Origin of the sequence: Caballeronia sp. GACF4, assembly GCF_023631025.1 — a bacterium.
Taxonomy (GTDB): Bacteria; Pseudomonadota; Gammaproteobacteria; order Burkholderiales; family Burkholderiaceae; genus Caballeronia.
On sequence record NZ_JALQDW010000027.1, the window covers coordinates 12289 to 28154 of the forward strand.

General features: G+C 63.9%; 12 protein-coding genes. 10 read left to right on the forward strand and 2 right to left on the reverse strand.

The features are described from left to right. Positions 1–42: 42 nt before the first annotated feature. Positions 43–2475 (reverse strand): two-partner secretion domain-containing protein, encoded by a 2433-nt coding sequence (locus NCR40_RS26010; protein ID WP_250511122.1) that lies wholly within the window; start codon positions 2473–2475, stop codon positions 43–45. Between the two features lie 691 nt (positions 2476–3166). Here NCR40_RS26010 and NCR40_RS26015 point away from each other — a divergent pair. Genes NCR40_RS26015 through NCR40_RS26060 form a run of 10 tightly spaced genes read left to right on the forward strand, consistent with a single transcriptional unit; the run spans position 3167 to position 13331 of the window. After that, positions 3167–4411, forward strand: coding sequence for an urea ABC transporter substrate-binding protein (locus NCR40_RS26015; RefSeq protein ID WP_244830228.1), 1245 nt, complete (start codon positions 3167–3169; stop codon positions 4409–4411). A gap of 14 nt (positions 4412–4425) precedes the next feature. Beyond that, positions 4426–5298 (forward strand): branched-chain amino acid ABC transporter permease, encoded by an 873-nt coding sequence (locus NCR40_RS26020; protein ID WP_250468144.1) that lies wholly within the window; start codon positions 4426–4428, stop codon positions 5296–5298. Next, positions 5295–6338, forward strand: coding sequence for a branched-chain amino acid ABC transporter permease (locus NCR40_RS26025; protein WP_250511123.1), 1044 nt, complete (start codon positions 5295–5297; stop codon positions 6336–6338). Before NCR40_RS26020 ends, NCR40_RS26025 begins: the two co-directional genes overlap by 4 nt. Beyond that, positions 6335–7060 carry an ATP-binding cassette domain-containing protein gene (locus tag NCR40_RS26030; protein WP_250511124.1) on the forward strand — a complete coding sequence of 242 codons (726 nt, stop codon included), beginning with the start codon at positions 6335–6337 and terminating at the stop codon, positions 7058–7060. The genes NCR40_RS26025 and NCR40_RS26030 overlap by 4 nt, the downstream gene beginning before the upstream one ends. After that, entirely contained in the window at positions 7057–7773 is a 717-nt protein-coding gene (locus NCR40_RS26035) for an ABC transporter ATP-binding protein (RefSeq protein WP_244830232.1), read from the forward strand. The genes NCR40_RS26030 and NCR40_RS26035 overlap by 4 nt, the downstream gene beginning before the upstream one ends. A 43-nt stretch (positions 7774–7816) precedes the next feature. Then, entirely contained in the window at positions 7817–9352 is a 1536-nt protein-coding gene (locus NCR40_RS26040; RefSeq protein WP_250511125.1) for an amidase, read from the forward strand. A 40-nt stretch (positions 9353–9392) separates the two neighbouring features. Continuing rightward, entirely contained in the window at positions 9393–10142 is a 750-nt protein-coding gene (locus NCR40_RS26045) for a DeoR/GlpR family DNA-binding transcription regulator (protein WP_250511126.1), read from the forward strand. After that, complete coding sequence (locus tag NCR40_RS26050; protein WP_250511127.1) at positions 10117–11424, forward strand: Zn-dependent hydrolase; 1308 nt, start codon at positions 10117–10119, stop codon at positions 11422–11424. The genes NCR40_RS26045 and NCR40_RS26050 overlap by 26 nt, the downstream gene beginning before the upstream one ends. Next, on the forward strand, positions 11421–12377 hold the full coding sequence (locus NCR40_RS26055) for a phosphotransferase (RefSeq protein ID WP_250511128.1): 957 nt from the start codon (positions 11421–11423) through the stop codon (positions 12375–12377). Before NCR40_RS26050 ends, NCR40_RS26055 begins: the two co-directional genes overlap by 4 nt. A 6-nt stretch (positions 12378–12383) precedes the next feature. Continuing rightward, entirely contained in the window at positions 12384–13331 is a 948-nt protein-coding gene (locus NCR40_RS26060) for a phosphotransferase (protein ID WP_250511129.1), read from the forward strand. A 242-nt stretch (positions 13332–13573) separates the two neighbouring features. Here the strand turns inward: NCR40_RS26060 and NCR40_RS26065 are convergent, their stop codons facing one another. Then, positions 13574–15757 (reverse strand): hybrid sensor histidine kinase/response regulator family protein, encoded by a 2184-nt coding sequence (locus tag NCR40_RS26065; RefSeq protein ID WP_244830238.1) that lies wholly within the window; start codon positions 15755–15757, stop codon positions 13574–13576. Between the last annotated feature and the right edge of the window lie 109 nt (positions 15758–15866).

A 15866-nucleotide genomic window follows, 5' to 3' on the forward strand; every position in this document is an offset into this window, starting at 1 on the left:
GCAGCTTGCGTCGTGACGTCACGGCGTTAAGTCGCTGGCCACTCAAAACGGCTCGGTCTGCCACCGCAACACAGGATGCGTTGCTCCCGCGGGCATCGCCCAGACGCCGTTCGTGCCGAAGTTATATGTCGGACCAAAACTCGCTGTCTGGCTCATCTGGGCCGTGGTGCGTCCTTGCGAGGCGGGAACGGTATTGCCCACGGTGACGCCCGCCGGCGCGCCCGTCGTCTGCTTGTTCCAGTACACGTCCTTGCCGATCAAACCATCGTTCTCGAAGGCGATTCCGCCGGGCGGTGGCCCTTCGGTTACCGTCAGATCGTCGACTAGCATGCCTGTTGCGAACGACTGCGTAATCTTGCCTGTTTCGGTGTTGATCCGCACAAGCGCACCCGGCGCCGTTGCGCAGAGCGTGCCTCCACCGAAGCCGCAATAGTTCGGGCTGAATGAGGCGCTGCCCGTCGCGTACGACTGCGTAATCGTTCCAGCGTTTCCGTCGACCAGTCCACCGGAGCCATCCGTATGTGCGTAACCTTCCACGTCGCCCGTCGCATAGGATTGACTGATTACACCGGTGATATCGTTGACCGCAACGAGCCCGCCTGCATTCCCATCCGAACGAGCGCTCGCGCTGCTCGACGAACGTATGATAAGTCCGGCATTCTCTCCCACGAGACCGCCCGAACTGATCAGCGTGCCGCTTGCGTAGCCGCTAGAATGCGCGTTCACTATCGTGCCCTGATTAAGGCCCGCGAGCACGCCGACCGCGCCGTTGAAACCACCACCACTGCTCGCAGCGCTGCCATCCACGTTGATGTTGCGCACGACGCCCGTTGGGCCTATCACGCGGAACATTCCGCTTGCGGCGTAGCCTTCCGGTCCGCAGCATTCGCCCCGCTCGACGCTGTTCAGATTCGTGACGGTCAGACCCATGCCGTCGAATTGTCCGGTGAAGGGCGTGGCGACGCTGCCGATCTGCGTGCTGTAGCCGAAGGCCGAACGGTTCGCCGCAATGTCCTTCCCGAGCGCATAGTTACCGGCCAGATCGAGCACGACGTTATCCAGATCGGCAGGCGTATTGACGAGCTTGTATGCCGTCACCTGACCGACGAGCCCGCTGTAGACGGGCGCCTTCCACGCCCCGTTCGCGCGGATGGTTCCTCGCGTGAAGCTGCCGGTCATGTCGTAGAACGCGCTGACGGTCCCGGTGCTTTTCGACCAGTCGATGGTGCCGCCGTTCTTCACGCTGCCGCCGTTATCGATAGCCGATGCATCCGCGCGCAGCACGACGCTGCCCGAGCCCGCGTTGCGCAGTGTCGTGTGAGGCGCAATCGAGACGTTGCGATACCCCGCGAGCGTGAGACCGGCGGCGCCTTTCCACCGCATATCCGCCGATACGGCCAAGTCACCGTTCGTCCCCTGTCCGCCCGTCGTGGTCAGCGCAACCGAGGTTCCCGCGCCGAGGCTATCTTGCAGCGCGTGCGCCGTGGCTGACCGTACCGTGATCGATGGCGTCGCGATGTTCCACTGCGCGGCGTGCACTTCGGCGTTGTCGCCGAACGCGAGTTGCGCCGCTTGCGAATCGACCGTGCCGCCGCTGCCATCCGCGTTCTTCGCCGTGACGACCCCACGTTGCGTGACCTTGCCGTCGCCTGCGACCAGCCAGACGTGGCCATCGCGCGTGGCCGTGCCCGTCGCACGCACGCGCGTGCCTTCGCCCGCGAGCGCGTAGACGTTGCCATCGGCGGCTTGCAGGTCGATCTGCGCGGCGTCGATGCGCCCCTTGTTCACGATCACGCCGTCGCTGCCCGTCTGCACGAACACCTGCTTGCTGCTCTTCGAGTCCCGCAGCAAGACCTTTTCGCCGACAGCCAATTCCGCCGTGCCTTTGGGCGCCTTCACGCTGCCGGCATTGATCACTGCGCGTTGCGCGATCAGGAACACGTCACCGCCGCTCGAACTAATGCTTCCGAGATTGATGACGAAGCCATCGGTCTTGCCCGCGAGCGTGAGCGCGCCGCTGTTTTTCATGAAAGCGTCGTTGGCGACGTCCAGCGTCGAGGCGACGAAGCGCCCGCCCGTAGTGACGACACCCGAAGGCCCCACGACGATGCCCTGCGGATTGATCACGTACAGGCTGCCCGTGGCGCTCAGGCGTCCGAGGATCTCCGAAGGCGAGCCGCCGGTCACGCGGTTGAGTGTCGCGCCCGTGCCGTTGTTGAACACGACCGCATTGCTTGTGCCGATGGAAAAGCTCTTCCAGTCGATGACGCCGCGCGTCGAGCCTGGCTGCGTGATGACGAGTTGACCGTTCTGCCCCGCGATGCTTCCCGCGCCCGCCGCATAGTGGCCTCCCTGCGGCAGAACACCGGCCGCCATCGCCGTTTGACCGACGATCGTCGCAGCGACCGATACACCGAGCACAAGCGGCACGAGTCTCAAAGAAGCACGGAGGCATTGCAGCAAAGGCGTAATCATGGACGTTCCTTTCCACATGTGGCGCATCTTCACGACGAACGACGTTTCGCCGTTGTTACTTCGACAACCGGTTCCCTGTGAAAGACGACGGGCGCGGTTCGTTCGCCGCGTCAGCGGGCGGGGCGGTCGCCGGCATGAATCGTGACCGTGCCGTGACGATTAACTGCACCAGGGAAGTGGGTCGAAAGCAGGCATCGGGAATACATCGGAATGCTAGGTATTCCAGGTCTGATCGGAATGCCCGAACGTTCGTCGAGCGTGGCAGATGTTGCCTTTGAATATAGTTTGGATCACGAGATTATTCAACTTGGCGGATACCCGCCATGAGGCTCGATGTTCGATGAATGTCGCGTCGTGTTGGCCTTGACCGCAGCATTGCCGACACGCCGCTGTCGCTCCGAGCCGCCTTCGCTCCAACCACGCATCGCGACACGGACATCGTCGATTTCGAACGCAAGCCGCGTTTGCGCTTGAGGGGCGGACTTACCGCGCGCAGGGCCTACGAGCGCTCGGCCTCTTGCGAACGATGAGCCGACTTGCGGCCGTCGCGTCGAGTGACGTCCATTCCTCATACCAAGTCGATGCCCGATTTGCCCGTTCTGTGGTTTTTATTGACAAATAGTTTGCTTTATTTTGGCTTCGTACACTTAAACCGGGCAGATCACACACATCTCGCATGCGGAGCGGACAGATGACAATGGAATCCGGATCACGTCGTAAAGCGTTGAAGTTCGGTGCGGCGGCAGCCGTCGGCGCGCTGGTCGGGCCTTACGTGACCCGTAGCGCACAGGCGGCCGAACCGATCAAGCTCGGCAGCCTGCTCGACGGAACCGGTGCGCTCGGCCTCGAAGGCCGTCGCATGATTCAGGCAACCGAATTCGCCGTCAATCAGATCAACGACAAGGGCGGCCTGCTTGGGCGTCCCATCAAGCTGATTGCCTACGACACACAGAGCAGCATCCAGCTTTACACGCAGTACGCGCAGCAACTCGTCTTGCAAGACAAGGTGGACGTGATTCAGGGCGGGATTACCTCGGCGTCGCGCGAAGCCATCCGGCCGATCTTCGATCGCAGCAAGACGCTTTATTTTTACAACACGCAGTACGAAGGCGGCGTGTGCGACCGCAACGTGTTCTGTACCGGCACGACGCCCGCGCAGACGGTGAATCATATCGTCGACTACGCGATGAAGAACTGGGGCAAGAAGGTCTATATCATCGCCGCCGACTACAACTACGGTCATATCACCGCAAGCTGGATGACCAAGTTCGTGAAAGCCGCGGGCGGCTCGGTGGTCGCTACGGACTTCTTTCCGCTCGATGTCACCAATTTTTCATCGACGATCAGCCGCATTCAGGAAGCCAAGCCCGACATGGTGCTCTCGGCGCTCGTCGGCGCGAATCACGTCGGCTTCTATAGGCAATGGGCGGCGGCCGGCATGAAGTCGAAGATTCCGATCGGCGCGACCGTGTTTGGTCTCGGCGACGAACTTACGACCATGGATGCCGCGACGACCGACGGCATCATCACCTGCTTCGGGTTTTACAACAACCTCGGCACGCCCGCCGCCGATGCCTTCGTCAAAGGCATGCAGGCGAAATACGGCCCGAGTCTGACCGACCTCGGCGAACTCGATACCGCGACGTACGAGGGCATCATGCTTTGGGCGGAAGCGGTGAAGAAGGCCGGTTCCGTGGAGCAGGCGAAGGTCGTGGCGGCGCTCGAAACGGGCATCACCATCGACGGGCCTTCGGGCAAGGTCAAGATGGACCCGGCCACGCATCACACCATTCGCAACGCTTATCTCGCGCGTCCGAAGAACCAGAAGTGGGAGATCCTGCAGACTTTCAACGACCAGTTCCCGTCCGATACCGGCGGTGCGTGCGACCTCATCAAGTCGCCGCGCACCAACAAGCAATTCACGCCGCAAGTCTGAGCGGAGTCTAAGCGATGGCAACAGATCTCGTGGGATTGCTCGCCTTCAACGTGCTGACGGGCATCGCCACGCTCGCGTTGATCACGATTGGGCTGGGCGTCATCTACGGCATGATGCGCATCATCAATCTCGCGCACGGCGAGTTCATGATGCTCGGCGCATACACGGCGGTGACGGCCAGCACGGCCGGGATCAACATCTGGATCTCGATGCTGATCCTGCCGCCCATCGTGGTCGGACTGTTCGGGCTGCTGTTCGAGCGCGTCATCATCCGCTTTCTCTATGGCCGGATGATGGACACCATGCTCGCGACCTGGGGTATCAGTCTCGGGCTGATCGGGCTCATTACGTCGATCTTCGGCAACGTCATCAAGTCGGTGCCCATGCCCGTGGGCAGTTTCTCGATCGGGCAGTATCACGTGAGCGCCTATAGCCTCGTGCTGATAGGCGTCTGCGTGGTCGTGATGGTCGCGATGCTGCTACTCCTGCGCAAGACGCGCTTCGGCCTGATCCTGCGCGCCACCATGCAGAACCCGGCGATGGCCGCGTCGCTCGGCGTGCGGCCGTCGGCGGTATACATGGCGACGTTCTCGCTGGGCGCGGCGCTCGCGGGACTCGCGGGCGGCGTGCTCTCGCCGATCTCGGGTGTATCGCCGGGCATGGGTGCCGCGTATATCGCGAAGGCATTCATCACCGTGCTGGGCGGCGGTCCGGCGATCATCGCGGGCACCGGGCTCGCGGCGGGTCTCTTCGGCTTCATCAACGAGATCGTGTCGTTTCTGTCGACGCCGGTCATCGGCGACATCGCGCTGCTTGCTTCCGCGGTGCTCCTGATCCGCATCCTGCCGCAAGGCATCACTGGTCGATTCCTGAGGCGCAGTTCATGAAATCGCTTCGTCTGGGCGGCGCGGGCGCCGTCATCATCGTCGCGCTCGTCGTCATGTTCGCGTTGCCGAAAACCATCAGTGCGTTCGGCGTGATGCAGGCTACGCTCTTCGCGGCCATGGCGGTCTACGGCCTGAGCCAGGGCTTCGTGTGGGGCTACGCCGGCATCCTCTCGTTCGGGCAGGCGGCGTTCCTCGGCATCGGCGGCTATACCTATGCCATTGCCGCCATCAATCTCGGCGACACCACCGTTTCCGCCGCGCTCGCGATCGTCGCGCCCATGCTGTTCGCGGCCTTGCTCGGCTACTTCATGTTCTTCGGGCGTATCAGCGATGCGTATATCGGCGTGATCACGCTCACCGTGTCCGTGATCCTGTTCGAGTTGATGAACTCGACTTCGGGCAGCCAGTATCACATCGGCGAAGCGGTGCTCGGCGGCTTCAACGGCATTCCCGCCATACCCGTGCTCGCGCCGCCCGGCGCGCCCGACGAGCCGCTCGATCAGATCGGCGTGTGGTATGTCGCAATGGGCACGCTCATCGTGGCGTATGCGCTCCTCAAGTGGATACTCGCGTCGCGCTTCGGCCGCGTCGTCGTGGCGATCCGCGAGAACGAAACGCGCGCCATGCTGATCGGCTACGACCCGCGCGTCTTCAAGCTGCTCGCGTTCGTGACGGGTGCGGGCATCGCGGGGGCTGCGGGCTGTCTCTTCGCCAACTGGGGCGGCTTCATCAGCCCGACCGTGTTCGCGCTCACGATGTCCGCGCAGGTCATCATCTCCGTGCTGATCGGCGGGCTCGGCACGCTCATCGGGCCGATTCTCGGCGCGGTCGCGATCCAGTATCTGATCAACGTGGCGGGCACGCAGCATGTAATCGACCCGAGCCTCGGACTCGGCATCGTGCTCGTGGCCTTCGTGCTGCTCGTGCCGCAGGGCGTGGTGCCGGTCGTGCGCTCGGCGCTGTTGCGCGTGTTCAGCTCATCGAAAGAAGTCAAGGCCGTGGCGCCCAACGCGGCGGCCAACCCGGAATCACGCCCATGAACGCGCTTCCTCCGCTTCTTCAGGCCAAGGGCGTCACCATGCGTTTCGGTGGCGTGACCGCCGTGCGCGAGGTGGACTTCTCCTTGCGCGAAGTCGAACTGCGCTGCCTGATCGGACCGAACGGCGCCGGCAAGAGCACCTTCTTCAAGATGCTCACCGGGCAGCTCAAGCCGACCGAAGGCAGCATCCACTTTCGTAACAACGACGTGACCGGCAGCAATCCGCATCAGATCGCGCGGCTGGGCGTGGGCATCAAGACGCAGGTGCCTAATGTCTTCAACGGGCTTTCGGTGCGCGAGAACGTGTTTATCGGCGCGGGACGCAGGAAGTCGATAGCGCAGGCGCGGCGCATCGTCGACGAAACCCTCACGCGGCTCAAGCTCGACAGCATTGCGAACCGTATCGTGGGCCAGCTCGCGCACGGTCAGCGTCAGTGGGTGGAGATTGCAACGGTCCTCGCGCAGCAACCCGAACTCATCCTGCTCGATGAACCCGCCGCCGGCATGAACCACGACGAAGTGCATCGCACGGCGGAACTGATTCAGGAAATCAACCGCACGCAGGCGCTCGTGGTGGTGGAGCACGACATGCAGTTCATCCGCATGATCGCGCGCACGGTCACGGTGTTCTCGCAAGGCGCGGTGTTGGTGGAGGGTTCCGTGGATACGGTGCTCGCCGATCAGCGCGTCAAGGACGTTTATCTCGGGAGGCGCGCGGCATGAGCGACACGATTCTCTTCGAAGTCTCGCAACTCTGTTCGGGCTACGGGCGCATTCCCATTCTGAATCAGGTCAATTTCACGGTGAGGGAAGGCGAGCGCGTCGGCATTCTCGGGCATAACGGCATGGGCAAGACCACGCTTTTGCGCACGCTCACCGGCCATTTGCCGACCACGGCGGGACACGTGCGCTTCAACGGCGCGGACATCACGCATCTGTCGGCGACGGCGCGGGCGAAAGCGGGTATCGGCTATGTGCCGCAAGGGCGCGAGATCTTCCCGCAGCTTTCGGTGATGGAGAACCTGCGTGTCGGATGCTTGTTGTCGAAGCGCGCGGAAGGCGAAACCATCGAGGACATTCTCGGGCTCTTTCCGCGGCTCAAGGCTTATCTCGACCGGCCGGGCGGCGCGCTGTCGGGCGGCGAACAGCAATTGCTCGCGCTCGCGCGATGCCTGTGCGGCGGCCCGAAGATCATCCTGCTCGACGAGCCGACCGAAGGCATTCAGCCTTCGATCATCGATGAAATCATCGACACGTTGAAGAGCGTGGCCGAAGCACGCAGCCTGACCGTGCTGCTGGTCGAACAGAACCTCAACTTCATCGCGTCGCTGTCCGAGCGCATTCTGATCCTGCAGAAAGGCACGGTCACGCGCGAGATTCCGCCCGAGATCGTCACCGATCCCGCCATGCTCGACGAGTTCGCGGGCATTGCCTGACGCGCCTTCCTTCCGCCAATCCATAAGCAAGCGATCAAACATCATGACGAAAACTATCGATGTAACCGAGCTGACGGTCGAACAAGTCCAGGCCGGCTTTGCGAGCGGCGCGTTCACGTCGGAGACGCTGACGGCCGCGTTCCTCGATCGCATCGCGACCTACAACCCGCGCTACGTGGCGCTCAACTTCCTGAACCCCGCCGCGCTCGACGATGCCCGCGAGATCGACCGCCGCCGCGCCGCTGGCGAGGCTCTCGGGCCGCTCGCTGGCGTGCCGGTCGTGGTCAAGGACACGATGGACATGGCAGGCTTTCCGACGACCGGCGGCTGGACGCTGCTCTACAGCAAGACGGGCGGCGTGGACCTGATGCCATCGACGGATTCGCCGGTCGTCGCCCGCATGCGCGCGGCGGGCTGCGTGATCCTCGGCAAGACCAACGTGCCGGTGCTGAGTGCCACCGGCTCGCACGCCAACGATAGCTGGGCGGGTCCGACGCTCAATGCCGTCGATACCGCGTTCATGCCGGGCGGCAGCAGCGCCGGCACGGCCACCGCCGTGGCGGGCAGCATGGCCGTGCTCGGTCTCGCGGAAGAAACGGGCGGTTCGATCCAGAATCCGGCGTCGGCGCAGGCGCTCGTCGGCATCAAGCCGACCTTCGCGCTCGTGCCGAATGCAGGCGTGATGCCGCTTGCGGGCAGCACGCGCGATGTCGTCGGTCCGATCGCCCGATGCGTACGCGATGCCGCGCTCACGCTCGATGTACTGGCCGGATTCTCGGCGGAAGACTTGAAGACGGTGGCGGGCGTCGGCATGAAGCCCGCTGGCGGCTATGCCGCGGGACTGCGTGAAGATGCGCTCAAGGGCAAGCGTCTAGGCTTGTACGGACCGGGATGGCGGGATCGCGCGTTGTCGGAAGAGACGCGTCACTTGTACGAGCGCGCGCAGGCGGAACTCGAAGCGCGCGGTGCGGTGCTCGTCGACGATCCCTTCGCCGGCAGCGGCTTCGCGGCACTCGGCATGCCCGCGCCGGGCTCCGATTACTTCGACGCGCGCGGCATGGAAAGCCTGCCCTACGACATGCAGAAGTACCTCGAACGCCTGGGACCCGGCAACACCATCACGACATGGACGCAATTCGTCGAAGCGACGCGCGCCGAAGATCCGTTCGGCGCAACGGGCGTGCTGACCTATATGTCGAGCCTGCCCGACATGGCCGCCAATCTGCGCGATGCAGCCGCGCCGCCTGTCATCGATGCCTTCTATGCGTTGCGCGAAACCTATCTCGCCATCTTCGAAGACGTGATGACGAAGCACGCGCTCGACGGCCTCGTATTCCCGCAATTGCGCGACGCCTTGCCGCCGCGCGAGGGAACCGAGACGCTGCACGAGACCACGGTCTGCGAAATCAACATCGCCGGATTGCCCGGCGTGACCATTCCCGCCGGCTATTACGAATCGGGTTCGCCGTTCAACCTGATCTTCGTGGGACGGCGCTTCAGCGAGCCGGCGCTGCTCGCCATGGCTTACGATTACGAGGTCGCCGGACGTCATCGGCGCGTCCCCGAACTGACCGCTTGAGGAGCGCGCGAGAGACGAGGCAGTTTCCAGTAACGAGACCATGTCCGAGCACCGCTACCAAGAAATTCTCACCCGCCTTCGCGACGAGGGCCGCGTTTCGGTTACGCCGCTCGCGAAGATACTGGACGTCGCCGAGGAAACCATCCGGCGCGATCTGAAGGAACTGGAGCAAAGCGGCTTGCTGCGCCGCATCTACGGCGGCGCCGTGTTGCCACGGCTCGATGTCGAGCGGCCCGTGACCGAACGCGGCAAGGTCAATGTAAAGGGGAAGGCGCGCGTGGCGGAACTTGCGGAACCGCTCATCGAAGACGGCATGTCGGTGTTCATCGACTCGGGCACGACGACCATTGCGTTCGCGCGGCGGCTGATCGGCCGTAACGTGACGGTGACGACCAACTCCATCAACATCGCGCTCTTGCTCGGCACGAGCGTGAGCCGCGTCAACCTCACGCCGGGCATGTTGCGCGGCAAGGACAACGCACTCGTGGGTTACGAGACGCTCGCCTATGCAAGACGCTTTTTTTACGATGCCGCGTTCATGGGCATCGCGGCGTGCGACCTGAATCACGGCTGGATGGACTACGAGGAACACGAGTCCAATTTGCGCGGCGTGCTCAAGTCGCAGACACGTCATTCGGTGATTCTCGCGGATATCGACAAGTTCGGGCGCGAAGCTTATCTCAACACCTTTCCCATTTCCCAACCTGTCACGGTGGTGTGCGACCGCGCGCCGCCCAAGCCTTTCATGGATAAATTCGCCGAGCATGACATCACAATCATTCATGCCTGAGGCGCTCGGCGCGGGTGAACCGGGTACGCTTGCGGCCTTGCTGACGCGCTTTGCCGCGTTCGGCGGCTTGAAGACGGGCGGCGTCACGCGCCTCTGTGCGAGCGCGGCAGACGGCGCGGCGCGCGATGCCTTCGCCTCACTGCTTCGCGATGCCGGCGCGCATGTCGTCACCGATGCGGTGGGCAACCAGTTCGGCGTTTTCACCCTGACCGACGCGGCCGATGCGCCGCTCGTCATGATGGGTTCGCATCTCGACAGCCAGCCGCGCGGCGGACGCTTCGACGGTGTGCTGGGCGTGCTTGCCGCGTTCGAGGCGGGCCGCCGGCTGATGCTGGCGAAGCGCGCGGGCGCATCTTTCAACGCCAACTTCTGCGCGGTGAACTGGACGAACGAGGAGGGCGCGCGCTTTCGTCCGAGCCTGCTTGGCAGCGGCACGTTCACCGGCAAGATCGCCGTGGCCGATGCCCTCGCCAGTATCGACGACGACGGCGTGACGCTCGGCGCAGCGCTTGCCGCCATCGGTCATGACGGCGTGGATGCGCCGCCGCCCGTGCCCGCGTGCTATATCGAAATGCATGTGGAGCAAGGCGGTTTGCTCGAAGCCGAATCGGTGCCTGTCGGTGTGGTGACGCGCAACTGGGGCGCCGCGAAAATGGACGTGCGCTTCACGGGCGAGCAGGCGCACACGGGGCCCGCCAAGATGCACGCGCGGCGCGACGCGCTCGTCGCTGCGGCACAGCTGATCTGCAACGTGCGCGCCATCGCGGACGAATGGCCGGAGCGCATCCATACGTCTGTCGGCAGGCTCGTCGTGCAGCCGAACTCGCCGAACGTGGTGCCGGCGCAAACCGACTTGTCCGTGGAACTGCGCGCCGTGGATAACGCCATTCTTCGCGAAGCCGAAGCGCGCATTCTCGCGTGCATCGACGAAGCCGCGAAGCGCGCGAACGTGGGTGTGCAAATCCTGAGCCGCACGAGCCGGCCGATCCGGGAACTGCCGCCCGCAGTGGGCAATCTCGTGCGGACTTGCGCGCGCGCGGCGGGCGTGCAGAGCCGCGACATCGACACCATTTCGGGCCACGACGCGTTGAGCCTGCTCGATGTCTGCCCGACCGGGCTCATGTTCGTGCCGAGCGTGGGCGGGATCGCGCATAACGAGAACGAAGAGACGCATGGCGAGGACCTCGACACGGGCATGACCGTGCTCATGGGCGCGGCGTATCGCTTGTGTGTATCGCGCGGCGATCCGGTCGCGGCGGCCGCCTGGGAGCCTCGGCGATGAACACGACCGCGCGCGAGCGCAACCCCGCCGAAGTGGCGGCCAGAGCGGCCGCAGCGGCAATCGCCTCGATCGATGCATGGCGCGGTGTCGACGTACGCCACGAACCCGCGTTTGCGCCGGTCATGTCGCCGATGCATCGCGGCGTGTCGCATAGCGCCTGGCGCGTGCGCGTGGACGGCAGCGCGACCTTCTTCATGAAAGTGGCGCACGGCGATCTGACGGAATCCATCGATACCGGCGCGTCGTTTCTTGCGGCGCGAGCGGCGGCATCGCTGGGTCTCGCACCGGCGGCGCACTACGTGAGCGAAGCACACGGCGCGACCGTCTTCGACTTTCTCGATGACGGCTGGCGCACCGCGCATCTCGACGATCTCGCACAGCCCGCCACGCTCGACGCGCTCCTGCAAGCGAAGCGCGCCATCCATTCGCTGCCTGCGTTTGCGCGCACGACGAACGTTTTCGAGCGTATCGAGCATCTTGCCGAAGGCATGCCGTTGACGCCGGATCAGGTGTCATGGGTCGATCTCGCGGGCGACTTGCGCGCGGCAATCGACGCGGCCGGTGCCGACGTTCGCCCTTGCCACGCGGACGGCGTGACATCGAACGTCATGCTGCACGACGATGGCGCACTCATGCTGGTGGACTTCGACGAAGCCGCGAACACCGATCCCGCGTTCGACCTGGCCGTCACGTTGAATGAAGTGCTTGGCTTCGGACACGACTGGATGCAGGCCATCGAAAAGTCGATGGGCGCCGCCTCGGAACGCATGCTCGCGCGCTGCCGCGCCTACGCGTTCGCCGACGACTTGCGCTGGGGCTTGTGGGGCATGCGCATGGACCGCGACTCGCCGCGCCGCAACGTCGAATTCCTCAAGTATGCGCAATGGCGGTTGCTGCGTTGCTCCATGGCGCTGCCGCGCTGGAACCTCGACGCCGCGCCGGCATCGATTTGAGAGGTCATGCTCATGCAGATCAAGACGATGGGCGCCGCCGCGTGCGACGCCGAGCGCGAGGTGGAAGCGGTGCTTGCAAGGATCGAACCGTGGTCGGGTCGCGCGTTGCGCTATGCGCCCGTGTTGGGCGGCATCAGCAACACGAACTGGCGCGTGTGGGTCGACGGCGAAGCGCAAAGCTATTTCGTCAAGGTGCCGGGCCGGGGCACGGAGCAGTTCATCGACCGCAAGGCTGCGTTTGCCGCAAGCCGGCTCGCGGAGCAGATCGGCATTGGTCCGCGTCTTTACGACTATGCTTTCGAGCAGGGCGTGGAGATCAACGATTTCGTCGAAGGCCGCGCGACCTGCTCGAACCGCGACTTTCTGGAGCGCAACGTGCGCGCTTCGGTCATGCACGCGTATCGCACGCTGCACGGCGCGCCGCCATTGCCGCTCACGAAGACCATTTTCGATCTGATCGATGAACACGTCGCGCAAGTGCATGAAGTAGGCGGCACGCTGCCCGCCGACTTCGCGCTGATTCACGCGCGCTATCGCGAGGCGCGCGCGGCGCTGGAGGCATCGGGACTGGATATCGTGCCGTGCTTCAACGATCCCATGCCGGGCAATTTTCTGCGCGACGATGCGGGTACGATCTTGCTCATCGACTACGAATACGCATCGAATAACGACCGCTGTTATGACATCGGCGCGCTCTCCGGCGAGATGTTCTTCACGGCCGACGTGGAAACGGAATTGGTCGAGACATACTTCGGCCGCGTGAGCAACGACGTCATGGCACGCGTCACCGTGCACAAGGCGCTCGCCGATATCAAGTGGGCCACTTGGTCCATGTTGCAGAACGAAATCTCCACGCTCGATTTCGACTACGCCAAATACGGCGCGTGGAAGTTCATGCGCGCGCGCTCGGTGATCGAGGCGCCGCATTGGCAAGACTGGTTGCGCAGCCTTTGAAGAAAGTCGTCGAGCGTTATGACCGTCCAAAAGAAAGGGCGTGCTCTCGCACGCCCTTCAAGTCGCCACGCAGCGAATCAGACTTTTGACAACCCCCTGGGACTGCAGCGCTTTATGTGATCGACGATCGCCTGAATCAGCGGCAGTCTCTTGCACAATCAATCCGTGACCAGATTAACGACCGAAAGGTCGCGGACTTGAGAAAACTTGCGAACGCCGGTTCGAAATTCAACGCTCAAGTTTCACGCATGGCGTGACGATAGCGCCACGCCCTTGAGCAACATGTCCAGATCGTCCGCGTTGAACGGCTTCGACAGCACGGCGACACCGAGCCGTCGCGCCTGTTCGAGATGCTCCGCATAACCCGTCATCAGCGTCACGGCCTGCTTGGGGCGTTGCCGCTTGATCCATTCGACGAGGCCGATGCCATCGCAAGTTCCGGGCATCTGGATGTCGGACAGAACGAGGTCGAATTCGAGGCCTTCTTCCAGCACCTTGAGCGCGGCATCGCCGGAAGGCTCGTGGCGCGCGCTCCAGCCGAGCACATCGAGAACGGCGACGAGCCCCGCCGCCACTTCCTCGTTGTCTTCGACGAGCAGGATGGTGGACTTCGCGCCGCCCGGTTCGATGGCACCCTCGCGCTCCGCCGGCGATGCTTCCGTGACGCCCGCCGTCCAGTGCGGAAGGTAGAAGAAGATTGTGGTGCCGCGCCCGACATCGGTTTCCACGCGTGCCTTGCCGCCCGCCTGTTCGGCCATGGCGAGCACTTGTGCAAGGCCGAGCCCGGTTCCCGCGCCAGCCTGCTTGGTCGTGAACAACGGCTCGAACGCGTGCTGCGCGACTTCTCGCGTCATGCCGGTGCCGCTGTCCTGGCAGGAGAATTCGACATACTCGCCGGCTTCGAGCTCGTAGCGCCCTTGGGATAACGCCACGTTCCTGCAGCGAACGATAAACGTGCCGCCTTGCGGCATCGCGTCCTTTGCATTGACCGCGATGTTGATGATCGCCGAAGTGATCTCCGACGGATCGACCTTGATCGGCCACGACGCCTCCGCCACTTCGATCTGCACGGCGACCTTGCTGCTTACAGCCGAGCGGATCAGCGCCTCGGTTTCGAGCAGCCACGCGCCGGGTAGCAGCGTCTGCATCTGCAACGGCTGTCGGCGCGCCACGCTCATGAGACGGCGCGCGAGCGCCCGTGCGCTCGTGGAGGCGCGCTCCACTGCATCGATCTCGTTCTTGACGCCGTTGTAGTTCTTGCGCCGGACGATCTCCATGTTGGCCGTCACGACCATCAGCAGATTGTTGAAGTCATGGGCGACGCTCGCGACGAGATTGCCGAGCGCGCCCATGCGCTGCATCTTGCGCGTGGCTGCTTCCGCCGAGCGGCGCCGCGACAGCTCGCGCCGCCAGTTCTGCCAGGAGGTTTCCTCCGCGCGAAGACGCCGCAGCGAAAACACGATCAGCACGCACAGACACATGCAAGGAATCAGCGCGACGGCCACGAGGGACATGTCGTCGCGCAGCCAGTTGCTGACCACATCGTCGATTGCGTAGCCGGCGGAAACGTAGACGGGGTACTGACCGGCGCGCCGGTACGCGAGCATCTTGCGGGTGCCGTCCAGCGGCGAATCGATTTTGATGATGCCCTGTTCCGCCCCTCGCGCGAACGCGGCCGCGAGAGGCTCGTGCTTCGGTGGCGGGTTCGCCAGGCGTGGCGCGGGCAGGCGGAGCAGAATGCCGCCATCGGCGCGATAGAGGCCGACCGTCAACGCGGGCGTTTCGGCGATGAGCCGCTGATAGAACTGCAGCAAGTAGGAGCGATGCAGGGAAACGACGATGGCGCCGAGAAAGCGCCCGTCGGGAGCGGTCCGGGCGGCGAGCGTGTTCACGATATCGGTGCCCTGAACGCGGCCGCGCTCGGGCAGCGAGACATAGAGCTGCGAGGAGGCCGCGCGCGTCGCCATGAAGTCGCCGCGGTCGCCGATAGAGACGTCGGGCGTCGGGGAGAAGCGGCTGCTGACGATCAACTGGCCGTTTTTATCGACGATGGAGAGCGCGACGACCTGCGGATGATTGGCGACGAGCGCTTCGAGTTTCCTGTGCAGGCTTGCCTGTTCGCGCAGAATCTGCCGCTCGTCCGCCGTTCCGACCACGTCCTGGACGCGCGAGATGAGGTCGCGGTTCGAGTCGAGCAGATTGGTGAGTTTGCCTTCCGCGACCCACGCCAGCCGATTGAGTATCTCCGACTGCTCCGCGACCGCACGTTCGTAGGTGTAGTAGGCGTAAAGCGCCGACAGACTCAGCGGCACGACCACCGAGGCGGTCAGCGCGAGGACGAGCCGCCGGCGGGCAGCCCTGAAATTGAGCGGAGGAAACGAAACCCGGTCCGACGGGTCGGAATGTTGAGTCGCGAACTCAGTCATTAAACACCCCGGTCACGCTAAGGGGAGTCATCCGACGCCGGCACATGTTTGCGCGAAACATCGATTCAAATTCCTTGGCGGTGGCGCGCCCGCGACCTCCTCCCCGTAT